Source organism: Ensifer oleiphilus (genome assembly GCF_013371465.1).
Classification (GTDB): Bacteria; Pseudomonadota; Alphaproteobacteria; order Rhizobiales; family Rhizobiaceae; genus Ensifer; species Ensifer oleiphilus.
Genome location: NZ_JABWDU010000001.1, coordinates 208,813 through 233,374, shown reverse-complemented (window position 1 = coordinate 233,374; position 24,562 = coordinate 208,813). Strand labels below are relative to the sequence as shown.

General features: G+C 63.1%; 29 protein-coding genes. 23 read left to right on the top strand and 6 right to left on the bottom strand.

What is annotated here, in order from left to right:
• Positions 1-39: 39 nt before the first annotated feature.
• The 4 genes from HT585_RS01195 (at position 40) to HT585_RS01180 (ending at position 5,175) form a co-directional block, all read left to right on the top strand.
• Positions 40-1,581: a di-heme oxidoreductase family protein gene (locus tag HT585_RS01195; RefSeq protein ID WP_176351259.1), complete on the top strand. Its 1,542-nt coding sequence runs from the start codon at positions 40-42 to the stop codon at positions 1,579-1,581.
• On the top strand, positions 1,578-2,705 hold the full coding sequence (locus tag HT585_RS01190; protein WP_425513710.1) for an imelysin family protein: 1,128 nt from the start codon (positions 1,578-1,580) through the stop codon (positions 2,703-2,705). The genes HT585_RS01195 and HT585_RS01190 overlap by 4 nt, the downstream gene beginning before the upstream one ends.
• 305 nt (positions 2,706-3,010) lie before the next feature.
• Positions 3,011-4,000, top strand: coding sequence for a magnesium transporter CorA family protein (locus HT585_RS01185; protein ID WP_176351257.1), 990 nt, complete (start codon positions 3,011-3,013; stop codon positions 3,998-4,000).
• An 83-nt stretch (positions 4,001-4,083) separates the two neighbouring features.
• Positions 4,084-5,175, top strand: coding sequence for a DUF1513 domain-containing protein (locus tag HT585_RS01180; protein ID WP_176351256.1), 1,092 nt, complete (start codon positions 4,084-4,086; stop codon positions 5,173-5,175).
• A gap of 9 nt (positions 5,176-5,184) precedes the next feature.
• Here HT585_RS01180 and HT585_RS01175 read toward each other — a convergent pair whose 3' ends face one another.
• Positions 5,185-5,739 (bottom strand): GNAT family N-acetyltransferase, encoded by a 555-nt coding sequence (locus tag HT585_RS01175; protein ID WP_176351255.1) that lies wholly within the window; start codon positions 5,737-5,739, stop codon positions 5,185-5,187.
• An 83-nt stretch (positions 5,740-5,822) separates the two neighbouring features.
• Between HT585_RS01175 and HT585_RS01170 the strand changes: the two genes are divergently transcribed.
• From HT585_RS01170 to HT585_RS01135, 8 genes are all read left to right on the top strand, one after another.
• The gene (locus HT585_RS01170) at positions 5,823-6,275 is read left to right on the top strand and encodes a TspO/MBR family protein (protein ID WP_176351254.1); all 453 of its coding nucleotides are present in this window, start codon (positions 5,823-5,825) and stop codon (positions 6,273-6,275) included.
• Positions 6,276-6,359: 84 nt separating this feature from the next.
• Positions 6,360-6,812 (top strand): PaaI family thioesterase, encoded by a 453-nt coding sequence (locus HT585_RS01165; RefSeq protein ID WP_176351253.1) that lies wholly within the window; start codon positions 6,360-6,362, stop codon positions 6,810-6,812.
• Positions 6,809-7,447 carry a 5'-methylthioadenosine/S-adenosylhomocysteine nucleosidase gene (locus HT585_RS01160; protein ID WP_176351252.1) on the top strand — a complete coding sequence of 213 codons (639 nt, stop codon included), beginning with the start codon at positions 6,809-6,811 and terminating at the stop codon, positions 7,445-7,447. The genes HT585_RS01165 and HT585_RS01160 overlap by 4 nt, the downstream gene beginning before the upstream one ends.
• A gap of 94 nt (positions 7,448-7,541) precedes the next feature.
• Entirely contained in the window at positions 7,542-9,104 is a 1,563-nt protein-coding gene (gene guaA / locus HT585_RS01155; RefSeq protein ID WP_176351251.1) for a glutamine-hydrolyzing GMP synthase, read from the top strand.
• Positions 9,105-9,117: 13 nt separating this feature from the next.
• A complete protein-coding gene (locus HT585_RS01150; RefSeq protein ID WP_176351250.1) occupies positions 9,118-9,864 on the top strand; it encodes a class I SAM-dependent methyltransferase in 747 nt (248 codons plus the stop codon).
• A gap of 527 nt (positions 9,865-10,391) precedes the next feature.
• Entirely contained in the window at positions 10,392-10,721 is a 330-nt protein-coding gene (locus HT585_RS01145; RefSeq protein WP_176351249.1) for an ArsR/SmtB family transcription factor, read from the top strand.
• Complete coding sequence (locus HT585_RS01140; protein ID WP_176351248.1) at positions 10,718-11,182, top strand: SRPBCC family protein; 465 nt, start codon at positions 10,718-10,720, stop codon at positions 11,180-11,182. The genes HT585_RS01145 and HT585_RS01140 overlap by 4 nt, the downstream gene beginning before the upstream one ends.
• Before the next feature lie 211 nt (positions 11,183-11,393).
• Positions 11,394-11,807, top strand: a complete 414-nt coding sequence (locus tag HT585_RS01135; protein ID WP_176351247.1) for a GFA family protein — start codon at positions 11,394-11,396, stop codon at positions 11,805-11,807.
• A gap of 102 nt (positions 11,808-11,909) precedes the next feature.
• Here HT585_RS01135 and HT585_RS01130 read toward each other — a convergent pair whose 3' ends face one another.
• Positions 11,910-12,536, bottom strand: a complete 627-nt coding sequence (locus tag HT585_RS01130; RefSeq protein ID WP_176351246.1) for a glutathione S-transferase family protein — start codon at positions 12,534-12,536, stop codon at positions 11,910-11,912.
• 166 nt (positions 12,537-12,702) lie between these two features.
• Between HT585_RS01130 and HT585_RS01125 the strand changes: the two genes are divergently transcribed.
• Complete coding sequence (locus tag HT585_RS01125; RefSeq protein WP_176351245.1) at positions 12,703-13,764, top strand: succinylglutamate desuccinylase/aspartoacylase family protein; 1,062 nt, start codon at positions 12,703-12,705, stop codon at positions 13,762-13,764.
• 43 nt (positions 13,765-13,807) lie between these two features.
• Here HT585_RS01125 and HT585_RS01120 read toward each other — a convergent pair whose 3' ends face one another.
• Positions 13,808-14,281: an Lrp/AsnC family transcriptional regulator gene (locus tag HT585_RS01120; RefSeq protein WP_176351244.1), complete on the bottom strand. Its 474-nt coding sequence runs from the start codon at positions 14,279-14,281 to the stop codon at positions 13,808-13,810.
• 230 nt (positions 14,282-14,511) lie between these two features.
• On the opposite strand from HT585_RS01120, the gene HT585_RS01115 reads away from it, so the two are divergent.
• The 5 genes from HT585_RS01115 to HT585_RS01095 all read left to right on the top strand — a co-directional run bounded on the left by HT585_RS01115 (position 14,512) and on the right by HT585_RS01095 (position 17,914).
• Complete coding sequence (locus HT585_RS01115) at positions 14,512-15,681, top strand: amino acid aminotransferase (RefSeq protein ID WP_176351243.1); 1,170 nt, start codon at positions 14,512-14,514, stop codon at positions 15,679-15,681.
• Positions 15,682-15,696: 15 nt separating this feature from the next.
• Positions 15,697-16,332 (top strand): YitT family protein, encoded by a 636-nt coding sequence (locus tag HT585_RS01110; protein ID WP_176351242.1) that lies wholly within the window; start codon positions 15,697-15,699, stop codon positions 16,330-16,332.
• 79 nt (positions 16,333-16,411) lie between these two features.
• Entirely contained in the window at positions 16,412-16,771 is a 360-nt protein-coding gene (locus HT585_RS01105) for an ArsC family reductase (protein ID WP_176351241.1), read from the top strand.
• A gap of 16 nt (positions 16,772-16,787) precedes the next feature.
• Entirely contained in the window at positions 16,788-17,261 is a 474-nt protein-coding gene (gene ybaK / locus HT585_RS01100) for a Cys-tRNA(Pro) deacylase (protein ID WP_176351240.1), read from the top strand.
• Between the two features lie 68 nt (positions 17,262-17,329).
• Positions 17,330-17,914, top strand: a complete 585-nt coding sequence (locus tag HT585_RS01095) for a dual specificity protein phosphatase family protein (RefSeq protein WP_176351239.1) — start codon at positions 17,330-17,332, stop codon at positions 17,912-17,914.
• 4 nt (positions 17,915-17,918) lie between these two features.
• Here HT585_RS01095 and HT585_RS01090 read toward each other — a convergent pair whose 3' ends face one another.
• Positions 17,919-18,374 (bottom strand): MarR family winged helix-turn-helix transcriptional regulator, encoded by a 456-nt coding sequence (locus HT585_RS01090; protein ID WP_246707575.1) that lies wholly within the window; start codon positions 18,372-18,374, stop codon positions 17,919-17,921.
• Positions 18,375-18,458: 84 nt separating this feature from the next.
• On the opposite strand from HT585_RS01090, the gene HT585_RS01085 reads away from it, so the two are divergent.
• The 4 genes from HT585_RS01085 to HT585_RS01070 all read left to right on the top strand — a co-directional run bounded on the left by HT585_RS01085 (position 18,459) and on the right by HT585_RS01070 (position 22,224).
• A complete protein-coding gene (locus tag HT585_RS01085) occupies positions 18,459-19,133 on the top strand; it encodes a glutathione S-transferase family protein (protein ID WP_176351237.1) in 675 nt (224 codons plus the stop codon).
• A gap of 78 nt (positions 19,134-19,211) precedes the next feature.
• On the top strand, positions 19,212-20,099 hold the full coding sequence (locus tag HT585_RS01080; RefSeq protein WP_176351236.1) for an MBL fold metallo-hydrolase: 888 nt from the start codon (positions 19,212-19,214) through the stop codon (positions 20,097-20,099).
• A gap of 80 nt (positions 20,100-20,179) precedes the next feature.
• A complete protein-coding gene (locus HT585_RS01075; protein WP_176351235.1) occupies positions 20,180-21,433 on the top strand; it encodes an aminopeptidase in 1,254 nt (417 codons plus the stop codon).
• Positions 21,430-22,224, top strand: a complete 795-nt coding sequence (locus tag HT585_RS01070; protein WP_176351234.1) for a pyrroline-5-carboxylate reductase family protein — start codon at positions 21,430-21,432, stop codon at positions 22,222-22,224. Before HT585_RS01075 ends, HT585_RS01070 begins: the two co-directional genes overlap by 4 nt.
• A gap of 94 nt (positions 22,225-22,318) precedes the next feature.
• Here HT585_RS01070 and HT585_RS01065 read toward each other — a convergent pair whose 3' ends face one another.
• Positions 22,319-23,197: an EamA family transporter gene (locus tag HT585_RS01065; protein WP_210270292.1), complete on the bottom strand. Its 879-nt coding sequence runs from the start codon at positions 23,195-23,197 to the stop codon at positions 22,319-22,321.
• Between the two features lie 105 nt (positions 23,198-23,302).
• Here HT585_RS01065 and HT585_RS01060 point away from each other — a divergent pair, with 105 nt between their 5' ends.
• Entirely contained in the window at positions 23,303-23,785 is a 483-nt protein-coding gene (locus HT585_RS01060) for a MarR family winged helix-turn-helix transcriptional regulator (protein WP_176351233.1), read from the top strand.
• Between the two features lie 33 nt (positions 23,786-23,818).
• Here the strand turns inward: HT585_RS01060 and HT585_RS01055 are convergent, their stop codons facing one another.
• Positions 23,819-24,409 (bottom strand): NAD(P)H-dependent oxidoreductase, encoded by a 591-nt coding sequence (locus HT585_RS01055; protein WP_176351232.1) that lies wholly within the window; start codon positions 24,407-24,409, stop codon positions 23,819-23,821.
• Positions 24,410-24,562: the final 153 nt, after the last annotated feature.

Here is a 24,562-nt window from a genome sequence, read left to right as displayed (position 1 = left end):
GCGGGCCGCGTCGCAACAACGCGGCCCGATCCTCAGTCGATGAATGCACGGACTGTCCAATCCCTGTCGCGACAGCTCGCAGCGCTGCTCTGCCTGCTTGCAACATCCGTTGCAGCGTCTGATGACGCCTCCAACCTGCCGCGGACACGCGACGATCTTTCCGAATCCGACCGCAGCCGCGTCGAAACCATCGTCCGGCCAACGACCGACTTCTCCAAAGCCGAGCGATACGAGGCAATGTCCGGTGGCGCCGGGACCTCGATCGCCCCCGTCGACCAGGACAGTTTCACGCTGTTTTCCGCCAATCTTGCCTTCTCGGACGAGGAAGCCTTCAAACTCGGCGATGCGCTCTTCGAGAAACTCTGGGTGTCATCGCCCTCCTCGACCCAGGCGTCGGATGGATTGGGGCCGCTCTACAATGCCCGGGCCTGTGAAAGCTGTCATCCGCGCGATGGGCGCGGCCGCCCGCCGGAGGGCTCGCCTGACGGCACATCGATGCTCTACCGACTGGCGCGCGCGCCAGCTAATGAGCGCGAGCGTGAGATGGTGGCCAACTACGATCTGCCGAACTTTCCCGATCCCATCTATGGTGCTCAGTTGCAGGATAGCGCCGTTCCGGGACTTGCCGCGGAAGGTCATATGAAGATGACCTATTCGGAGCTGCCGGTGACATTGGCCGACGGCGAACTCGTCTTCCTGCGCAAGCCATCCTATACCGTGACCGACCTGGGTTATGGCGATCTCGACCCGACAACGACGCTCTCTCCTCGCGTGGCACCGCAGATGATTGGTCTCGGGCTGATCGAAGCCATTCACGAGGCCGACATCCTGGCGGGCGCCGATCCCGACGATCGTGACGGCGACGGCATCAGCGGACGTGCGGCGCTTGCCCGCGACCGCAGCACCGGCAAGATCACGCTCGGCCGTTTCGGCTGGAAGGCACAAAACCCGACGATACGGCAGCAGACGGCGGATGCCTTCGCTGCCGACATCGGCCTGTCGACGCCGGACGCAGACCGCAGCCACGGTGACTGCACCCAGGCGCAGGCCGCCTGTCTTGCCATGCCCACCGGCGTGCAGGCACGCCTTGGTACGGTTGAGGCGCCCGATCCGGTGCTTGGTCTCGTGACATTCTACACCGCCAACCTCGCCGTTCCAGCCCGCCGCCAGGCGAGCTTTCCGAAGACATTGCGCGGCAAGCAGGTTTTCTACGAAATCGGCTGCACCGCCTGCCATACGCCGAAATTCGTGACGCGCCGAGATGCCGGCCACAAGGCCCAGGCGTTTCAGCTGATCTGGCCCTATTCCGATTTCCTTCTGCACGACATGGGCGAAGGCCTTGCCGATGGCCAGGCCGTGGGCAGCGCAAGCGGCAGCGAGTGGCGCACCCCGCCTCTTTGGGGCACCGGTCTGACGAAAACCGTCAGCAGCCACACGTATCTGCTTCACGACGGCCGCGCCCGTAATTTCACGGAAGCCATCCTCTGGCACGGCGGCGAAGGGCAGGCTGCCCGCGACGCCTTCGCCCGCCTTTCCACGCGCGACCGCCGTGACCTCATCGCATTTCTGGAGTCCCTTTGATGTCCCCCATGCCCTCGCTTGCCTTCGGCCTTGCGCTGACCGCTCTATCCCTGCCCGCGATGGCGCAGGAAGGAAGTGCGCTGTCCCCGCGCGTCGTCAACGAGGCTGCCGTGCCGGCGGTGATGGCGAAGGCGGTCGACGACTTCATCATTCCGGGCTACCGCAACCTGTCGGACAAGACCGCGGCTCTGGCGAAGACGTCGACAGCCCTTTGCAAAACGCCGTCGACGGCGTCGCGGGAGAATGCGCAAGCCGCATTTTCCGAACTGGTGCAGGCCTGGTCCACGGTCGAAATCATTCGCCTTGGACCGGCGCTCGAGCAGAACCGTTTCGAGCGCTTCCTGTTCTACCCCGACCGCAAGAGCACGGGCCTGAAGCAGGTGCAGGCCATTCTTGCCAAGAAGGACGAGACCGCGACCGACGTTGCGTCGCTCAAGGGCAAGAGCGTCGCAGCGCAAGGGTTGGGCGCACTGGAATACGTGCTCTACGGCAACGGTTCCGAGGTCCTTTCAAATAAGGAAGGCGAGTTCCGCTGCCGCTACGGCGTGGCGATCGCGCAGAACCTCGACACGATTGCCAACGAGTTCCTGGCGGAATGGCAAAAACCCGACGGAATCCAGGCCGCCTGGAAGAAGCCCGGCCCGGGAAATCCGGAGTTTCGCGACAGCAAGGAGGCAGCAACCGAGCTGCTCGGCATTTTCGTGCACGGCGTCGAGATGGTGAAGGACCAGCGGCTGAAACCGTTTTATGCCGGAACGGTAGACGGCACGCCGGACAAGGGACATCCGAAGTCGGCGATCTACTGGCGGTCGCAAAACACCATGCCCTCGATTGCCGCCAACTTCGCCGGCCTCAAGACCCTGTTCAAGGTGGCAGACATGGATAGCTTGCTTCCCGAAGACAGCCGCTCGGTCGCCGGATCGGCGAACTTCGTCTTCAATTCCGTCATCGGCATCTCGCAGACAATCGACGGTCCGATCGCCAATGCGATTGCCGACGACAAGAGCCGCGCCAAGCTCGATTTTCTGACCCTCAACACCGCCGATCTGCTCGACCGGCTAAACAGGGATTTCGGCGGCGCCATCGGCCTTGGCGCCGGCTTCTCCTTTGCCGACGGCGACTGAGCCCACGACCTTCCGGCGACGGCATGTTTCCGTAAATCGTGTTCGATTACGGAAACATGCCGCGATTGAAAGTGCTCCAGCGACCTTTGTGCGCCTGAAAAGACTCATGGCGCTGGAGGTGTTGACAATCCCCCTGTTTGGGCGCAAAGCGCTCCCCGTGTCCGCTCTCGCGGGCACGTTTCACCACAAGGATCAACTTGCAATGAACCCCGACAGTCGAAGTCGAGCCTTCATGCTCACGACCGCTCGGTCCTGATTGATCAGGGCTTCGTGGCGGTCGGATGACTCGCCCTATGGAGCCCAAAATGCTGCGCATCTACAAAAGCCAGAACAGCCATCTCGTGCTCGTCGATATGCTCGACGGCCTTGCCTCGCCGACGCCTGTCATCTGGTACGACCTCCTCAACCCGTCGGTCGAAGAGACCCGGCTGGTCCAGGGCCAAATCGGCGTCGAGATCCCGACCCGTGACGAAATGCAGGAAATCGAGCTGTCCGACCGGCTCTACCAGGAAGACGGCGCCCAGTTCATGACCATGACGGCGGTCGCCAAGCTCGACAGCGAATATCCGGTCAAGGTTCCCGTGACCTTCATCGTCAAGGGCGCCACGCTTGTGACCGTGCGCCACGCCGACCCGAAACCCTTCCAGACCTATGCCAACCGGTTGCAGAAGGCCAATGGCCAGGCCTGCGAGACGGGCGAACTGGTAATGCTGGGGCTTCTCGAAGCGATGATCGACCGCACCGCCGACGCGCTGGAGCGGGCCGGCAGCGAGGTCGACGGCATTTCGCGTGACGTGTTCCGCAAGACCAATGCCAGCGCCACCAAGAAGACGCGCGACCTGCAGTCGCTGATCGAGCAGATCGGCCAGAAGGGCGACCTTCTGACGATCGTGCGCGAAAGCCTGGTCAGCATCGGGCGCCTTGTGGCCTATCACGTGGCGCTTGAAGGCATCGGTCCGCGCAAGGCGGCAAAGGAAAGCCGGCAGCGGATCAAGTTGATCCAGCGCGATGCGACATCGCTCGGCGACCACGCACTGTTCCTGTCGAACAAGATCAACTTCCTGCTCGACGCGACGCTCGGCCTGATCAATCTGGAGCAGAACCAAATCATCAAGATCTTTTCGGTCGCCGCCGTCGTGTTCCTGCCGCCGACGCTGGTCGCCTCGATCTATGGCATGAACTTCGAGATCATGCCCGAGCTGCAGTGGCGCTTCGGCTACCCTTACGCCCTGGCGCTGATGGTGCTTTCAGCGATCGTTCCCTTCCTCTACTTCAAGCGGCGGGGCTGGCTCTGAAAGCGTAATCTGCTACATCGTAGCGACAAGGTCCGGCGGCGGATTTCCGCTGCCGCTCCGACAGAATGGCAGGCGGGAATGGCATGGGCGCCACCACGGGTCTGATCGACCGACGCAGTTTCATCACGATGGCCGGCGCCGCCTGGGTGGCGACGCTCGGAGCGCGCAGCACTTTTGCGCTCGAGCGCACTGACGCGGTCTTTGCCTCGGCCTTCATGGCCCCGGACGGAAGCTTTGGCCTTGCCACGCTGACCGAAGCGGGCGAGATCATCGAGCGCACGGCGCTGCCCGCCCGCGCCCACGGCATGGCCTATTCCGCCGCCAGCGAGCGCACGGTCGCCTTCGCCCGCCGCCCGGGCACCTATGCAATGATCCTTTCGGCCGATGGCAGCGCCGAACCGATCGTCATCGCCGCGGCGGAGGGCCGGCATTTCTACGGCCATGGCTGCTTTTCCGCCGACGGCCGCCTGCTCTACGCCACCGAGAACGACTTTGCCGGCAATCGCGGCATGATCGGCATCTACGACGGCACCCGTTCCTTTGCCCGCATCGGCGAATTCCCGACCTATGGCATCGGCCCGCACGACATGACGCTTTCCGCCGATGGCCGGATGCTCGCCATCGCCAATGGCGGCATCGAGACCCATCCGGATTTCGGCCGGACCAAGCTCAATCTGGACCATATGGAACCCAGCCTGACGCTGGTCGACACCGCGACCGGCGCCCTGATCCAGAAGCACACGCTGCCTGCCGACCTCAGCCGTCTCTCTACCCGCCATGTCGATATCGGCCCGAAGGGGGAGATCTGGTTTGCCTGCCAGTACGAAGGCGCGCGCGACGACCTGCCGCCGCTTGTCGGCCACTTCTCTCACGGCGAAGATCTCGCGTTCGTGTCGCTGCCCGAAAGCACGACGGCGGCGCTTGCCAACTATGTCGGCGCCATCGCCGTCAACCGTAACGACGGGCTGATCGGCCTGACCTCGCCGAAGGGAGGCATTGCCGTCACGCTCGACGCCGGCACCGGCGCAGTGCTGAAACAGGAGCGCGTGATCGACGCCGCCGGTGTCGCCGCCGCCGATCACGGTTTTGCCGTGTCGTCCTATGACGGCCGCTTCAAGGATCACCAAAACCCCGTCGCCTGGGACCAGCATATCGTGCGGCTCGCTCGGTCCTGACAGCAGGCGTCAGGCCGAAAACCGACCCTCGCCGGCGAGCTTTGCCAGATTGTCCCATCGATAGGCGGTCTGGTCGTGATTTTCGCCTCCAAGGCTCACCTGGCCCTGGCCGACCGCAACGGCACCCAGGCGCTCGTAGAATGCCCGGTTCGGATTGCTTGACAACACCCAGGCAAACAGCGACGCCGCGCGCATCTCCCGGCAATGGGCGGCAACGCTTCGCACCAGAGCCGAGCCGATGCCCGCCCCCTGGAACTCCTTGAGGATGTAGAGAGCGTAAAGCTCGCGATCGAACCGCGGCGGCATCGAGCGGGCTTTGCCGTAGTTGGCAAAGCCGATCACCCGGTTTGTGCCCATGTCGACAGCAACCAGGTGGAAGACATCCGCGACGCGCATGCGCCTCGCGTGCCGCAAGGCCTGCTCCTCGATGCTCATCGCATCGAGAAAGTCATCGGAAATCAGCCCGCGAAAGCTCGATCGCCAGGTTTCGACGATAACGGAGGCGATCATCATGATGTCGTCCGGGCCGGCCGGACGGATGTCGATGCGACGGAAGCTTTTCATGGCAGAGATATAGGTGACGCCTTGTCACTTCAAAACGTCAGCCGGTGCTGGAAAGCGCCGAAGGGCGCCCTATCTGTCGGCGCATGAACAGAACCCTCGTCTACGCAGTCTTCATCGCCACTGTGCTCGGTCTCGGGCTCCTCATCGGCTACAACAACATCCCCGGCGAATGGTATCAGGCTCTGGCAAAGCCGGCCTTCAACCCGCCCAACTGGATCTTCGCCCCGGTCTGGTCGATCCTCTACGTGATCATCGGCTTTGTCGGCGCGCGGCTGTTTCTCGACCATCGCCGCTCCGCGGCAATGCGATTGTGGCTGGCGCAGATGATCCTCAACTTCCTGTGGTCGCCGCTGTTCTTCGGCATGCAGAACGTCTCGTCGGCCCTGATCGTCATCATCGCGCTGTTGATCGCCGTTGCCGGCGTCATCGTCGCAAGCTGGAACAGGGACCGCGTTTCGACCCTGCTGTTCCTGCCCTATCTCGCTTGGGTGGCGTTTGCGACAGTGCTCAACGGCTCGATTTTCCTCATGAATTGAGCTTGTCGCACCGGTGCGGCCATGCCACTGTCCATCGATCTGGAGGGCACTGGGCCTTCCGCGAAACCAGGGCCGTACAGACTGATGGACGATAGCGATCCCCCAGATTTCCGCAGACGCATCCGGGAGAGCTTCGCGCGGCAGGCGGCGATGGAAACGATCGGCGCTGAGCTGACGCTGGTTGAGCAGGGCACGGTCGAAATCGAGCTGCCCTTCGACGAGAAGCTGACGCAGCAGCATGGCTTCCTGCATGCAGGGGTGATTTCTGCCGCACTCGATTCGGCCGGGACTTACGCCGCCTATTCGGTCATCGACCCGGATGCCTCGATCCTGACGATCGAATTCAAGGTCAACCTCCTGTCGCCGGGGCGCGGCGAGCGTTTCCTGTTTCGTGGCGAAGTCACCAAGCCGGGCACGACGATCATCGTCTCGGACGGGCGCGGCTACGCGATCCGCGCGGACGGGCCGGCCAAGCTGATTGCCTCGATGACCGGCACGATGATGGTGATCCGCGGACGCGAGGATGTCGAAGGATGAGTTTTGCAGTGAAAGACGTCGCCGGCCGCAAGGTTCTCTACGTGATGGCTGTCGATGCCGAATACGGCCCGCATCTGAAGGCGCGGATCGCACCGCTGATGACCGGCGTCGGTCCGGTGGAGGCCGCCGTGACGCTGACGAAGGCGCTGGCCGGGCTTGCCGCCGAAGGCAATCTTCCGAAACTGGTCGTCTCGCTCGGCTCGGCGGGTGCCGCCAAGCTCGAGCAGACCGAAGTCTATCAGGCGGTATCCGTCGGCTACCGCGACATGGACGCCTCGGCGCTCGGTTTCGAGAAAGGGGCAACGCCGTTTCTCGATCTTCCGGCCGTCGTGTCGCTGCCGCTGCGGATCCCCGGCGTCAAGGAGGCGCGACTGTCGACCGGCGCCAACATCGTCTCAGGCTCCGCCTATGACGGCATCGACGCCGACATGGTGGAGATGGAGACCTATGCGGTGCTGCGTGCCTGCCAATCCTTTGGTGTGCATCTCATCGCGCTTCGCGGCATTTCGGACGGCAAGGCAGAGCTCAAGCATGTGAGCGACTGGACGGAGTACCTTGATGTCATCGACGAAAAGCTCGCCGGCGTCATCGACAGTCTCGAGGCGGCGATCGGTACCGGAGAGATCAGGCTCTGAAAGCCCGGGATTGTCCGGGTGCAATCTAATCGTTGCGCTAAAGACGGGCTTTCATTAAAGGCTCGCCATGATCAAGCTTGTTTGAAGGCCCGACATGACCCAGACAGCCCATCCCGACACCGTTCTTATCGTCGACTTCGGCAGCCAGGTGACGCAGCTCATCGCCAGGCGCGTGCGCGAATCCGGTGTTTATTGTGAAATCGTGCCGTTCCAGTCGGCGGAAGAAGGTTTTCAGCGGCTGAAGCCGAAGGCCGTCATCCTCTCCGGCAGCCCGGCCTCAACGCTCGACATCGGCTCGCCGCGCGCGCCGCAGGTGATCTTCGATTCCGGCCTGCCGGTGTTCGGCATCTGCTACGGCCAGCAGACCATCTGCGCCCAGCTCGGCGGCAAGGTCGAGAGCGGCCACCATCGCGAGTTCGGCCGCGCCTTCCTCGAAGTCGAGAAGGACTGCGCGCTGTTTGACGGCGTCTGGTCGCTCGGTTCGCGCCACCAGGTGTGGATGTCGCATGGCGACCGCGTCACCGCGATCCCCGAAGGCTTCGAAGTCGTCGCCACCTCGGCCAACGCCCCGTTCGCCTTCATCGCCGACGAGAAGCGCAAGTACTATGCCGTGCAGTTCCACCCGGAAGTCGTGCACACGCCTGACGGCGCCAAGCTGATTTCCAACTTCGTGCACAAGATCGCCGGCATCAAGGGCGACTGGTCGATGTCGGCCTACCGCGCCAAGGCGGTGGACGCGATCCGCCGCCAAGTTGGCGACAAGAAGGTGATCTGCGCGCTTTCGGGCGGCGTCGACAGCTCGGTCGCCGCTCTCCTGATACACGAGGCGGTTGGCGACCAGCTGACCTGCATCCTCGTCGACCACGGCCTGATGCGCAAGGACGAGGCGAAGAACGTCGTCGCCATGTTCGAAGAGCACTATAACCTGCACCTCCTCCACGTCGACGCTTCCGACCGGTTCATCGGTGAACTGGAAGGCCAGAGCGACCCGGAGACCAAGCGCAAGATCATCGGCCGCCTGTTCATCGAGGTGTTCGAGGAAGAGGCAAAGAAGCTCGGCGGCGCGGATTTCCTTGCCCAGGGCACGCTCTATCCCGACGTCATCGAAAGCGTCTCCTTCACCGGCGGCCCGTCGGTCACGATCAAGTCGCACCACAATGTCGGCGGCCTGCCGGAACGCATGAACATGCAACTGGTCGAGCCGCTGCGCGAACTGTTCAAGGACGAAGTCCGCGTGCTCGGCCGCGAACTCGGCCTGCCCGACAGCTTCATCGGTCGCCATCCCTTCCCGGGTCCGGGCCTTGCCATCCGCTGCCCGGGTGGCATCAGCCGCGAGAAGCTCGAGATCCTGCGCGAAGCCGATGCGATCTATCTCGACGAGATCCGCAAGGCCGGCCTCTACGACGCCATCTGGCAGGCATTCGCCGTGCTTCTGCCGGTGCAGACCGTCGGCGTCATGGGCGACGGCCGTACCTACGAGTTCGTCTGCGCGCTGCGCGCCGTCACCTCGGTCGACGGCATGACCGCCGACTTCTACCACTACGACATGGAATTCCTCGGCCGTGCGGCAACGCGCATCATCAACGAGGTCCGTGGCATCAACCGCGTGGTTTACGACGTCACGTCGAAGCCGCCCGGCACGATCGAATGGGAGTGATCCGGTCATCTCGATGACGATCGACAAACTCTACAACGATCCAGGCCTTGTAGAGTTCTACGACATCGAGAACGGCTGGACTGCCGATTCCGAGTATCTCCACCGCATGGCCACCGGCCGCGCCTCGATCCTCGATCTCGGGTGCGGCACCGGTCTTTTGGCAGCTGCCTTCGCACGAGAGGGCGGCAAGCGGGTCGTCGGCGTCGACCCGGCCGCTGCGATGCTCGAAATCGCAAGGCAGCGACCCGGCGGTAAACGGGTGCGTTGGATCGAAGGCGACGGGCGAACCATCCGCCTCGGAGAAACCTTCGATCTGGTGCTGCTCAGCGGCCACGCCTTCCAGGTTTTCCTCACCGGGGAAGATCAGCTCGCCGCTCTGCGGACCATTGCCGCACATCTCTCGCCTGAAGGGCGTTTCATCTTCGACAGCCGTAATCCTGAAGTCGAGGAATGGAAAGAATGGACGCCGGCCGAATCCGAGCGAACTATCGTTCACCCTGATCTGGGCGACGTGTTCGCATGGAACGACGTCCGGCATGACCCATCTACCGGTATCGTGGAATACGATACGTTCTACCGGGTCGCAACCGACGAGCGCACCTATTCGGCGCAGTCGAAAATCGCCTTCCCGTCATACGAAGACCTCGTCTCGATGATGGACGAGGCGGGCCTCGTCGTCGAACGATGGCTCGGGGGGTGGGATGGCAGGCCGTTCGCGGCAGCTGCACCGGAAATCATTCCCATCGGTCGCAGGCGTTAGCCGCACCCTTCCAAGACGCCGGTCAGGACCGCACCGAATACGGTTCCAGCTGTGTCAATTTTTGCCGGGGTACACCCATGCGCGGTTCGCCAGACTGACTAACCAGTAATGGTGCGCGGCGTCACCGCCGCGCGCAAGAGCCGCATCAGCAGCCTGGCTTCGGGCGGGCCGATTTGGATTCAGAGGAGGTGTGGCGTGAGGCCGTCGAAGGCTACCGCTATGTCATTCACACGGCGTCTCCGTTTCCTCCGGATCCCGCGCAGCGACTACTGGCACACCGATGCATACGAACATCGTGACAACAGATGGGTGGTCGTCTGCTCGCAGGCGACCGCAATTCGCTAGCGATAAGTGCTGCAAGCGCTGTGTCCGTTTGCGGAGAGAGCATCGAAGAACGCATAGAGGGGCGGGCCGAGGCATGGCCCTTTTTGCTGCCCACATCGACCCGCCACTTCGGGGTTGCAACCATGACATCCTCGAAAACAATAGTATTGACTAATCAATCAGTATGCGCTAATGATTTCGTCATGATTGAAGCCGCACCCATTACCACCATCATGCGCGCCCTTGCCGACCCGACCCGGCGTGCCGTGTTCGAGCGCATCGCCAACGCCGACGAGATCACAGTGGTTGAGTTGACGCGCGGCAGCGGCGTGACACAGGGCGCCATTTCGCAGCACCTCAAGTCGTTGAAGCAGGCGGGCCTCGTCACCGAGCGCCCCGAGGGCCGCAACGTCTACTATCGCGCCCAACCGGAGGGCCTTGAGCCACTGGTCGACTGGATGAGCCATTACGGCGTCTTCTGGCGCGAACGATTTGCCAATCTGCGCACTCTCTTGAAGGAGATCGACCCATGAACGAAATCGCGTTGCAGCCCGAAACGCAGGACATCGTGGTCGACGAGGTCTTCCCTCACAGCCCGGAGACGATCTGGAAGACACTGACGAGCGGTGCGTTGATGAGCCGCTGGATGATGGTCCCGACAGGTTTCGAACCGGTCGAAGGCAACCGCTTCACCTTCCAGACGACGGCGGCCGGCGAATGGGATGGCGTCATTCACTGCAAGGTGCTGGAGATCCGAGCCAATGAGCGCTTCGTTTATGCCTGGAAAGGCGGGCACGAAGGCAACAGTGATTATGGCTCCCGCCTCGACACGGTCGTCACCTGGACGCTTTCGAAGGTCGAGGGCGGTACACGTCTCCGGCTCGTCCATTCCGGCTTCGTCACGCCGCGCAACGACACGGCTTTCAAGAACATGAGCCAGGGCTGGACGAAAGTTCTTTCAAAGATCGGCGCCGTCACCGACGAACAGAGCTGATCGCGTCGCGCAGACTGCGCGCCGTTTGCAGGCCGGACCAGCAGAAGGTCGTCTGATCGTCCCGGGAACCGAACGGCGGCGACGCCGCGCTCCCGAAAGGATATCGGCTCCGGGCCTGCCCCAAATATTTGAAGCAGTGGAAGAGAACAGCCGGCGTCGCCGACCGCTGTGGGACGCCTTGTTTTTACGCACCCGACCCAGGAGAAATGAGATGAGCAAGGCCTATATCGGTGGATGTGCCTGCGGCGCGATCCGCTACGAAATCGCTGGAGAACCGATTTTCTCGAACGACTGCCAGTGTCGCGACTGCCAGCAGGAGAGCGGCACCGGGCATGGATCGCACCTGAGCTTCAGGCGGGACGGCGTGAAGCTCGAAGGCAAGGCAGCGCTCTGGGACATGGTCGCCGACAGCGGCAACGTGAAGACGCGGGCCTTTTGCCCCACCTGCGGCTCGCCGGTCTACATGACCTTTGCCGCAATGCCCGACGTCTTCACCGTGCGTGCCGCAAGCCTCGACGACCCGAGCCGCTACAAGCCCGACGCCGTCACCTATGGATCGCGCGGCTATCCTTGGGATCACCTCGATCCGGCGCTGCCGAAGTTCGACACGATGCCACCGAAGTAGCGGTGCCCTTGAAAAAGGGTTGCATGACGATCGATTTGTACCGATCGCATGCCCGCCTCATGGCTGGCGGGCGCTACGATAACCCCCACGCCCCGGCTGGTGTCACGTCGGGGCGATGAAAGGCTGGCTGATCGCCTGAAACACAGCCGTCGCCTCCAGCCTTTCGGCATGCGCTCGCAGGGCAGGATAGTTGGAGATCGCGATCAGCTCGGGATGGACCTCGCACAGGAAACGCAGCACCACCGCCACGGCGATATCGGCATGGCCGATCTGCTCCCCGAACCAGAACTCCGAAACGCATTCGGCCCGGGTGGCCTCAAGGACGGCAAGCGTCGCTTGGATCTGCAGGCGGCAGCGATCGACCCAGAGCGCGGAGACTTCGTTGTGCAGGCGCTTCTCATAGAACAGGCTGACGACCTTGTCGGCGAGCCCGGTTGCGAGTGCCGCAATCCTCAAGGCGCGATGGCGGGTCGGCTCGGACCTTGGAAACATCGCGCGATCCTCAGGAACCAGGCTGTCGAGGTAGTCGAGGATGATGTGGCTGTCGGCCAGTGCAGTGCCGTCGTCAAGCACCAGGGTCGGCACACGCGTCAGCGGATTGTAGGCACGCAACCTCTCCGCATCGCCGAAGGAGGACCAGGGGCGATGCTCGAATTTCATGCCGTAGAGGGTGAGCGCGATGCCGACGCGGCGGACGAAGGGGGAGTCATACTGGCCGATCAGGATCATCTGCGAACTCCCTGTGGTGCGAACGCGACCAGAAGACACCCGCCGCATGGCAAAAGTCAAAGCCTCGCTCCGCCGCCGGCGCTGTGCGTGCTCCCCGTTTCTAGCCACTTGCGAAGCGTATCGGGAATGCCGATAAGCCATCGACACGAGACAAGCGGGGGAGACCATGGACATCTCGGAAATCATCATCGCCGGCGACACCGCGGGCATCGAATGGCGTCTGCCGGTCTTCCGCTTCAAGGGCAAGACCCCTGGCGGGCCCAAGGCCTATATCCAGGCCGCACTGCATGCCAACGAATTGCCCGGCACGGCCGCCGCGCATTTCCTGCTGCCGATGCTCTCCGAGGCGGAGAACAACGGCGCCATTCTCGGCGACATCACCGTGGTGCCGCAGGCAAACCCAATCGGCACTGCGCAGTCGCATTTCGGCGAGTTGCAGGGTCGGTTCGATCTCGGCTCGCGCACCAATTTCAACCGCGATTTTCCGCTGATCGCACTCGGCGAGCGCGATAGTCTTCTGTCCGATCTCGATCGCCATTCGGCGACAGACCGCCTGAAGCGGCAATTGCTGCACATGGCGCTCGGCGCCGAGCTGATGCTCGACCTGCACTGCGACGACGAAGCGCTGCAATACGCCTATATCGACGAAGCCTTTTGGCCGGAGGCCGCCGACCTCGCGGCGGCGCTCGACATGGAAGCAGTGTTTCTTTCCGATGGCGAAAGCTCGGCCTTCGAAGAGGCCGTGGCCTACGCCTGGAAATATGAGACGGCGGGTCAGAAGAAGACCAGCCTGCCCGGGCGACTTTCGGTCACGGTGGAGCTTCGCGGCACGCGCGATGTCTATCCCGATATGGCACGCAAGGACGCCGAAGGTCTGTTGCGCTTCCTCGTCGCCCGCGGCGTGGTTGCGGGTGATAAGGCTGCGGTTCCCGCCTTCGGCGGTATCGTTGCGCCGCTCGACAATATCGAGATGATCCGCGCACCGGAATCGGGCGCCATCCTCTTCCACCGCGACATCGGCGACAAGGTGAAGGCCGGCGACCTGCTGGTGACGATCCTCAATCGGCCCGGCCAACCGGACGGCGCCATCGAAGTTCGCGCACCACAGGATGGGCTGATCGTTACCCGGGTATCGACCCGGCACGCCCGCCGACGCTCGGACCTGATGAAGATCGCCTGCGCAACCGCCTCTAGTGCTGCCCGCAAGCCCGGCCCGCTGGAAGCCTGACCCAGTATCTCTGGTCCGGAACGTCCTCAAGGCGTTCCGGATTTCAGGGTGCCATCGTCGCGGACATCTTCGGGCTATCGAGCAGAATGGTCGAGCGCAGCGTCTTGATCTCGCCGACCTGCTCGAACTCGCTCCACAGCAGCCGCTTGTAATCGGCGACATCGCGCACGGCGATCTTCAACAGGAAATCGAAATCGCCGGCGACGGTGTGGCATTCCACCACCTCGGGCATGCGCGACACCAGCTCGATGAAACGCTGCCCGACCTTGCTGGCCGTTCGCTCCAGCGTCACCTCGAGAAAGGCCTGGAAACCGACGCCCGCCGCCTTCGGATCGACCACGACAGTTTGCCGGATAACGCCTGCCGAATAGAGCCGCGCCAGACGGCGTGAAAGCGGCGCCGGAGACAGCCCGACCCGTGCGGCAAGCTCGTTGTTGCTTCGCGATGCATCCTCGACCAGCAGCCGGATGATCCGTCTGTCGATCGCATCGAGTTCGGTGGTTCCGCGCTCCGCCATCAGACAACCCTCTCCTGCATTTTCCGCGATCTGCGCAAATCGGCAAAAGAAATGCATCGATCTACGCAATTCGATCTATGCGAATATTGTCCCTGTGGCAAATACGTCGTCGATTTTGCGCGATGGTTGCCTTAATGAAGAGGTCAGTCGGGCGGCCGGAGGGCGGCCGCCGGCACGATCTTTCTCGACCGCTCATCGCTACTCTGCCACTGCCAAGGGGGAATTCCGGCATGTTCGACACTCTGACCCGCCAACCCGACGATCCGTTGCTGGCCCTGATCGGGCTCTATCGCAAGGACGAGCGCCCCGGAAAGGTCGATCTTGGCGTCGGTGTCTACCGCGACGAGACCGGCCATACGCCGATCTTCCGCGCGGTCAAGGAAGCGGAGAAGCGCCTGCTCGAAACGCAGGACAGCAAGGCCTATGTCGGGCCCGAGGGCGATCTCGTTTTCGTCGATCATCTCTGGACGCTGGTCGGTGGCGACACGGTCAATCGCAGCCATCTTGCCGGTGTGCAGACGCCCGGCGGCTCCGGCGCACTCAGACTTGCCGCCGACCTCATCCGCCAGATGGGCGGCAAGCGTGTCTGGATCGGCCTGCCGAGCTGGATGAACCATGCCAGCATCTTCAAGGCGGCGGGCGTCGAGACAGCCGGCTATCCATTCTTCGACGTCCCGTCCCAGACCGTGCTCTTCGACACCATGATGAGCGCGCTGCAGGGCGCTTCCGCCGGCGACGCGGTGCTCTTGCATGCCGGCTGCCACAACCCGACGGGTGGCGTTGTGACCGAGGCGCAATGGCTGGAGATTTCCGCGGTCGTCGCCGAGCGTGGCCTGCTGCCGGTGATCGACCTTGCCTACCAGGGTTTTGGCCGCGGCCTCGAGGAGGATGTCGTCGGTCTTCGCCATATCGTCGGCGTCGTGCCGGAAGCGCTGATCGCCGTCTCCTGCTCGAAATCGTTCGGGCTCTACCGCGAACGCACCGGCGCGATCTTCGCCGTGACCACCTCATCCTCGTCGGCCGACACGGTCCGTTCCAACCTCGCGGGTCTCGCCCGCACCAGCTATTCGATGCCGCCGGATCACGGTGCCGCGATCGTGCGCACCATCCTGTCGGACGCAGACCTGGCGCGCGACTGGAAAGAAGAGCTCGAAACCATGCGTCTGCGCATTTCCGGCATCCGCCAGTCGCTGGCGGAAGGCCTGCGCGACCGCTGGCAGGCGCTCGGCGCCATCGCCGACCAGGAGGGCATGTTCTCGCTGCTGCCGCTGACTGAAGCGGATGTCATGCGGCTCCGTAACGAACACGGCATCTACATGCCGGGTTCCGGCCGCATCAACATTGCCGGGCTCAAGACGGCCGAAGTCGGTGACGTCATCGGCAAGTTCAAGAACCTCTAAGGACTGACAGCCAAGATGAAGACCGAGCGACTGATCGATGCAACCGAAGTCCCCACGGAACGCCACCGCCTCTATGAGGACGCGCTGGCGATCCTGACGGGTACGCTGATCATGTCGCTCGGCGTCATCATCTACAGCAAGGCGATGCTCTTGACCGGCAGCACCTCCGGCCTCGCGCTTCTGTTGCAATATGCAACCGGCACGCAGTTCTGGCTGGTGTTCTCGCTCATCAACCTGCCCTTCTACGTGCTGGCGATCAAGCGGCTCGGCTGGATGTTTGCGTTGCGCACCTTCCTTGCCGTAACCCTGGTGGCGCTGTTTTCGAAATTGACGGCGGGATGGGTGGAATTCGCCAGGCTCGACCCGATCTATGCGACCGTCGTCGGCGGCGGACTGATGGGAACCGGACTGCTGATCCTTTTTCGCCATCGCACCGGGCTCGGCGGCATCAACATTCTGGCGATCTACCTGCAGGAGAAGTTCGGCATCCGCGCCGGATATTTCCAGCTGGCCGTGGACCTCGCGATCCTGGCCGCGGCCTTCTTCGTGCTGCCGCCGGCGAACCTCGTTCTGTCCGTGGTGGGCGCTGCCGTCGTCAACATGACGCTCGCCATCAACCACAAGCCCGGTCGTTATGCCGGCGTGACCTGAGACAGTGTCTTCCCTCTCTTGACGAGGGAGGTTATCACTCCCGGCACGAATTTGCCCGCAAGGCAGGAAAGGCACGGGAATGACGGTCACGATCTACGGCATCAAGAACTGCGACACGATGAAAAAAGCCCGCACCTGGCTCGACAGCCAGGGCATCGCCTATCGCTTCCACGACTATAAGGCCGAGGGCATCGACCGCGCCCATCTCGATCGCTGGTGCAACGAGGCTGGCTGGGAGATCGTGCTCAACCGCGCCGGCACCACTTTCCGCAACCTGCCCGACGCCGACAAGCAGAACCTTGATGCCGACAGCGCCATCGCGCTGATGCTGGCGCAGCCCTCGATGATCAAGCGCCCGGTGCTTGAGGCCAACGGAAACCTGCTGATCGGCTTCAAGCCGGATCTCTACGAAGCCCTGTTCGACAAGGCCAACGCCTGACGCCGGGAGCTGCGCGATGTCCAAGACCACCCGCGCGACACAGGCCCTTGCCAAGGCCGGCGTTGCCTTCAGCGTCCACACCTACGACTACGACCCGAACGCCGAGCGCGTCGGCCTGCAGGCGGCGGAAGCACTGGGCGAGGATCCAAGCCGGGTGCTGAAGACGCTGATGGCCGAGGTCGACGGCAAGCCGGTCTGCTGCGTCGTTCCGTCCGATCGTGAGGTCAGCATGAAGAAACTGGCTGCGGCCTTCGGTGGCAAGTCGGCGGCGATGATGAGGCCGGCCGATGCCGAACGGCTGACTGGATATCATGTCGGCGGCATCAGCCCTTTCGGGCAGAAAAAGCCGGTGCCGACAGCAATCGAAGAGGCCGCCCTTTCCGAGACGCAGGTCTATATCAATGGCGGCCAGCGCGGGCTGCAGGTGCGGCTTGCACCCGCAGATGCGCGGGATGTTCTGAAGGCAGCGGCGGCCCCGCTGATTGCCTGAAACACGCCATCAAAACATCATGGATGCCGGCTACACCTCAAATCGTCGAGGTCTTTGAAAGCCCATCCATGCAATCAGGATTGAACCTGCGCCCGAAGCGCTTCGCCCGTCGCCTCATCCTTGCAGTCGCCGTCGTCGCAGCCGTCAGCGTGCTTTATCTCGTGGCACTGCAATGGACGGGCAACTTCCACACGCTGGTTGCGGGCGAGGTCTACCGGTCGGGCCAGCCGAGTTCGCGTTCGATTGCCGCCTATTCCAAGACCTATGGCATCCGCACCATTCTCAACCTGCGCGGCGAGAGCAAAGAAAGCTGGTACCGCGACGAAGCGGCAGCCGCCCAGCGCAACGGCATTCGTCTCATCAATTTCCCGATGTCGTCGTCATCGGCCATCAGCCTGCAGGAAACACGGGCGCTGATGGCGATCCTGCGGGACGCGCCGAAACCTCTCTTGATCCATTGCAAGGCCGGCGCCGACCGGACGGGCCTGGTCTCGACGATCTATCTGCAGCAGATTGCCGGCGTGGACGAAGAAACGGCCGAATGGCAGCTCTCGCCGATCTACGGCCATGTGGCACTGCCCTACTTTTCCTCGACCTTCGCCATGGACGAGACCTGGGAAGCGCTGGAAAAGTCCTTCGGCCTCGACAGCTAAAGATCTACCGCAGCTTGGCGAGCAGCCGCGCCAGTTCCAACGCTTCGCCAGCACTCAGTTTCGCGCCGACATGCGTCTCGATCGCCGCGGAATAGACCTGCCACATGCGCGCCCGCATCTGGCGCCCCTCATCGGTGACGACCACCCAGCGTCCGCGGCCGTCAGCATCAAAAGTCTCGCGACGGACAAGCCCTTCCCGCTCAAGACGGTCGATCAACCGCGAGAGATTGTATTGGGCAAGCAGGGTGCGGGACTCGATTTCGAAGGGGCGCAGCTTGCCGCCATCCGCCCGTACCAGTTCCCAGAGCACGTCGTACCAGCCGAGTGGCGGTAGACCCGCCTTCTTGAAGTCGGCTTCGATTGCCGAAAGCGCGCGCCGCTGTGCGCGCATGAGGCCGATCCAGGCCTGGGTGACAGCCTGCGTCGGATGCGGCTCGGTATCTTCAGAAAAACCGTTCATAGATGTAAATACATCGATCTTGAAATCATTGGCAAGCACACATACATGCAGATGCATCTACTTCACCCAACCAGGAGATCGCCCATGACGCGTGCCCTCACCCTGATCAGCCATCACCTCTGCCCCTATGTGCAGCGGGCCGCAATCGCGCTTGCCGAAAAGAACGTTGCCTTCGACCGCGTCAATATCGATCTGGCGGCCAAGCCCGACTGGTTCCTGAAAATCTCGCCGCTCGGCAAGGTGCCGCTGCTGCAGATACCTGAGACGTCGGGCGATGCCGTCCTGTTCGAAAGCTCGGTTATTTGCGAGTATCTCGAGGAAACGCAAACCGGTGCACCGCTGCATCCGACTGACGCGCTCGAACGGGCGCGCCACCGCGGCTGGATGGAATATGGCTCGTCGATCCTCTCGGAGCTCTGGGGTTTCGAAACCACTGGAGATGCGGACATCTTCGAGCAGAAGCGCAAGGCGGTCGCGGCAAAGTTCGCGACGGTCGAAGCCGTGCTCGGCGACGGCCCCTATTTCGCCGGAAACGACTTCTCGCTTGTGGATGCGGTCTTTGCACCGATCTTCCGTTACTTCGATCTGTTCGACACGCTGGTCGACCACGGGATTTTCAATGGGCTCACCCGCGTTTCCGCCTGGCGGCGGGCTCTGGCGGAACGGCCGAGCGTCAAGGCTGCCGTGGCATCGGATTACGGCGAGCGGCTGATGACCTTCCTGAAACAGCACGACGCCTATCTGCTGCGCGCGCAATAGAGCACGGCTGCCCGCCCCTTCTTTTTCGGCCCGCACCGTCCTATGACGGATGCAAACCCGGCCGAGGAGAAGCGCGCCATGCCTGATATGACGTCAACCCTGACGATACTGCAGCCCTATCCCGGCATCTTCGCCTACTACGACGGTCGGATTGCCGGGACCCGGTTGCATTCGGAGGGACCGAACTGGCTCGACGACGGTGCCTATGCGCTCGGCGTCGCATCCTATGCCATCGTCGACGGCGGCGAGGCGCTGGTCTACGACACCCACATTTCCGTGCCCCATGCCGAGGCGATCCGGACCCATCTCGAAAGCCTCGACGTCACCTCGATCCGGGTCGTTCTCAGCCATTGGCACAAGGACCATGTGGCCGGGAACGCCGCTTTTGCCGATTGCGAGATCATCGCACTGGCGTTGACGGCAGAACGGCTTGCAGAGAACCGCGAAAAAATCGAGACGGCGACGCCGCCGATCCACCCCCTCGTCATGCCCACTCGCACGTTCGAAGGAAGGCTCGTGCTTAAGGTCGGGCAGCGGACGGTGGAACTGCACCATTTCGCCATTCACAGCGCCGACGGCAATGTGCTCTGGCTGCCGGAGGAAAAGCTGCTGCTGGCCGGCGATACGGTCGAAGACTGCGCCACCTTCATCTCCGAGGCCGAGCATGTCGCCACGCACATCGACGAACTGAAGCGGATGCGGCTCTTGCCGATCGCCCACATCTTGCCGAGCCATGGCGACCGCGACCGCATCGCCGCCGGCGGCTACGACGGCACGCTGATCGATGCGAACCGAAGCTATCTCGAACGGTTGCAGACGGCCGCAGCCGACCGAGCGCAGATCAGCGCGCTCAAGGACTTTGCCGCCGTCGAGATCGCTGCCGGTTCGATCCTCTATTTCGCCCCCTATGAAGACGTCCACGACAGCAATGTCGCCAGAATGCGTGCCGCAGCCAAGGCCGGCTGAGGTTTGCAACCGCCAGCCTTCATTTTCGCCGCAAACAGCACTAAGTCTTCTGACATCGATTTCATAACGACAGGCAGATCATGACCTATCCCGCCAACACCCCCACCCCGATCGACCCGGTCAAACTCGACAAGCTCGCGGAAGTCGCCATCAAGGTCGGCCTGCAGCTGCAGAAGGGCCAGGACCTGGTGATGACGGCGCCGATCGCCGCCATGCCGCTGGTACGCGATATCACCAAGCACGCCTACAAGGCCGGTGCCGGTCTGGTGACGACCTTCTATTCCGACGAGGAAACGACGCTGGCGCGTTATGAACATGCGCCGGACGAAAGCTTCGACCGGGCGAGCGACTGGCTGTATGAAGGCATGGCCAAGGCCTTTGCCGGCGGCGCGGCGCGCCTTGCCATTTCCGGCGACAACCCGATGATGCTGTCGGCCCAGGATCCGAGCAAGGTCGCGCGCGCCAACAAGGCCAACTCCATCGCCTACAAGCCGGCGCTGGAAAAGATCTCGAACTTCGACATCAACTGGAACATCGTTTCCTATCCCAACCCGTCCTGGGCGCGGCTGGTGTTCCCGAACGATCCGGAGCCGATCGCGGTGGAAAAGCTGGCGAACGCCATCTTCGCGGCGTCGCGCGTCGATCTCGACGATCCGGTCGCCGCCTGGAACGCGCACAACGCCAACCTGGCGCGCCGCTCGGCGTGGCTCAACGGCGAACGCTTCGCCTCGCTGCACTTCACCGGCCCCGGCACCGATCTCGTCGTCGGCCTGGCCGACGGTCATCTGTGGTGCGGCGGCGCGTCGGAAGCGAAAAACGGCATCATCTGCAACCCGAACATCCCGACCGAAGAGGTGTTCACGACGCCGCATGCGCTGCGTGTCGAGGGGTATGTCTCCTCGACCAAGCCGTTGTCGCACCAGGGCACGCTGATCGACGACATCCAGGTCCGCTTCGAAGACGGGCGCATCGTAGAGGCGAAGGCCTCCCGCGGCGAGGAAGTGCTGAACAAGGTGCTCGATACCGACGAAGGCGCGCGCCGGCTCGGCGAAGTGGCGCTGGTGCCGCATTCCTCGCCGATCTCGGCAAGCGGCATCCTGTTCTACAACACGCTCTTCGACGAAAATGCCTCGTGCCACATCGCGCTCGGACAATGCTATTCCGGTTGCTTCGTCGACGATACCAGCCTGACCCCGGAGCAGATCCGCGCCCAGGGCGGCAATTCGAGCCTGATCCACATCGACTGGATGATCGGCTCCGGCCAGGTCGATATCGACGGTGTGCGCGCCGACGGCAGCCGCGTGCCGGTCATGCGTCAGGGCGAGTGGGCTTGACGCGAGTTGGCGTCATCGGTGGTGGCGGCTGGCTGGGCAAGGCCCTGTTGCTGCCCGCCCTTGCCGATGGCCTGATTGTCGAGGAGGCGCTGACCGTCTCCTCGCGCAGCGGCGCTGTGGCGGGCTTCGAGCCCTGGCCGCATGTCCGCCAGACGAACAGCAATGCTGAGCTTGCCGCCAATGCAGATGTGGTAGTGCTGTCCGTGCGCCCGCAGGATCTTGACGCCATCGCGCTCGACCTCTCCGGCAAACTGGTCATCTCGGTGATGGCGATGGTTTCGCTTGACGACCTTGCCACCCGTTTCAAGGCTCGCCGCATCATCCGGGCAATGCCGAACGCTGCCGCCGAAAAGCGGCTCTCCTTCACGCCTTGGCTTGCCAGCCCCGATGTGACGGATGCGGATTGCGCATTTGCCGATCGGTTCTTCAATGCATCCGGTCAAGCGCGGAGGATCACGACGGAAGCGGAGCTCGACTACTTTACGGCGCTGACCGGCTCAGGCCCGGCCTTTCTCGCCGCCTTTGCCGATGCCATGATCTCCGACGCCGTGACGAAAGGCATAGAGCATGGCATTGCCGAGCGCGCCGTGCGCCAGCTTTTCCTTGGCGGCAGCGCGCTGATGGCTGGCAGCGAGCAGACGCCCGCCGAAATCGTACAAACGTTCCTCGACTACGCCGGTACGACTGCCGCCGGGCTTGAGGCCATGGCCGCGGCCGATATCCGCACGCCGATCGCACACGGCCTGACGGCCGCCGCGGCGAAGGCGGCGGCCGGCACGCGAAGGCAATAGGTCAGCCACAGTTTGCTGAAGCGCCCATTCTGCGCGGCGGAAGCACGTTTCTCAAACATTTCGAGCGAGCCCGCCCCGCGGCAGGCTCGGCCTTTCATGCACGGGCAGGCCGAACCCGAGGCGCCAGTTGCGCCCGCTGGCTCAGCCAGACGCTGACGAGCACAACCAGAATACCGAGCGCCTGGACCGGCGTCAGACGCTCGTCAAGAACGCCCCAACCGAGCAGGATCGCGACAACAGGACTGAGGAAGCCGAGCGGTGCGACGGCCGAAGGCTCGAGGCGCGACAGCCCTCGGAACCAGAGCAGGTAGGTGAAGGCGGCGCCAACAAGCCCGAGATAGGCAAGACCGGTGACATTTTCCGCCGTCAGACCCGGCAAGGCCGGCTCGAAGAACAGCGCGACCGGCACCAGCAGCACACCGCCGGCGGCAAGCTGCCAGGCGGTGAAGGTCAAGGGCGGCACCGGCGGCGCCCAGTGGCGGCTCAGAACCGTACCGAAGGCCATGGACACGGCGCCCGCGAGACCGGCGAGGACGCCAAGCGGATCGAGCGCCGCACCGGGGGTCAGTACCAGAAGGCCGACACCGACAATGCCGGCAAGACCGGCGACGATGCTCAGCGCACGAATGGGCGAGCCGAGAAAGACGCGTGACAGGAGAATGACGATCAGCGGCTGGATCGCGCCGACGGTGGCGGCGACACCGCCGGGCAACCGGTAAGCGGATACGAACAGCATCGCCCAGAAGAACGAGAAATTGAGCGCTCCGAGCAGGAACGTGCGCGGCCACCAGATGCCTGAGGGCAGCTTGCGAACGATGAGCAGAAGCAACAGTCCGGCCGGCAGCGCCCGCAGCATCGCAACCGTCAGCGGATAGCCAGCCGGCAGAAACTCGGTCGTAACAAGATAGGTGCTGCCCCAGACCGCAGGTGCGATCGCGGTCAAGGCGAGGTCGAGGTTGCGGGTCGCGATCATATCTTTACCTCAAGAATCTCTACATCAAGATAAATTGACGATAACAGAGTTTCTCTCTACGTCAAGATACTCTATATCTGCGCCATGAAGGGCGGAGGCTTGGTTATGGATCGTGTCGACAGGATATTGGCGCAATGGCACCGGGAACGGCCTGACCTCGACGTGTCGGCCATGGGGCTTCTCGGCCGCCTCGGACGATTGTCGACCCATATCGGCCGGGAGATCGAGAAGACATTTGCCGAACGCGGCCTTTCCTCATCGAGCTTCGACGTGCTCGCAACGCTGCGCCGCTCCGGTCCACCTTACCGGCTTTCCCCCGGCGACCTTTTGGCGACCACGATGGTCAGCTCCGGCACGATGACCAATCGTATCGACCAACTGGAGAAAGCGGGACTGGTGGAGCGGCTCGACAATCCAGATGACCGGCGCGGCGTGATCATCGCCTTGACCGACGAGGGTCTGAAACGCGTCGACGACGCCGCGACCGCCCATGTGGCCAACCAGCACCGGGTCGTTTCCGAGCTGTCGCCCGAGGAGCGGGCGAACCTCGACGCGCTGTTGCGCAAGTATCTCGCGGCTTTCGAATAGGAACGGGCGAATAGGCCGGGCGGACAGGCCGGCTCAGACCCTTGCTGCCAGCCGGCGCACGCGCGCCAGATGCGCCTTGCGCTTCTCGTCGGTTGCCCGGTCCATGTCGTGCAGGCTGAGCATACGGAAATCGAGGCCCTTGGCGCAGAAGGCGGCAATGCCGCGTTTCAACAGCCGGCGCACGGGATTACCCATATAGAGATGCACCACCCACCAGGGCGATCCCGTCGTCGTCAGCGCCCAGAACAGCTTGATGTTCTTCAGCCGCGGGATGATGCGGCCGCCTGCCGGATCATTGTCGAAGGCGACGCCCGGCACGAAGACGCGATCGAAGAAGCCCTTCAGGATCGCCGGGAAATTGAACCACCATTGCGGAAAGACCAGAACGATCCCATCGGCTGCCTGCAGCCGCGCGATCATCCCTTCCGTCAGGCTGGAGTCGTAGTGGTCGCTGAAGTAGCTGCCACGCTCCACCTTGCTCAGCCTCGGATCGAAATCCTCCCGATAAAGGTCGAGCAGATCGACGGAATGGCCGCCGGCGACAAGCGCCTCATGCGCTTCGCGGGCGACGCTTGCGGCAAAGCTGTCTTCAAGCGGGTGGGCAAGCACGAGCAGAATGCGCATCCATTGTTCCCTGCGGATTAGGATTGGACGTAAAAACGATCTGCCCGACAAATGCTGTGAAAAATCAGTTTGTTGCAACCATATTCGCTCCGCTTGCCAAGAACGATGGTGCTCCAGGACCGCGAAGTCGACCTCGGCAGCGCAACTGTGTTT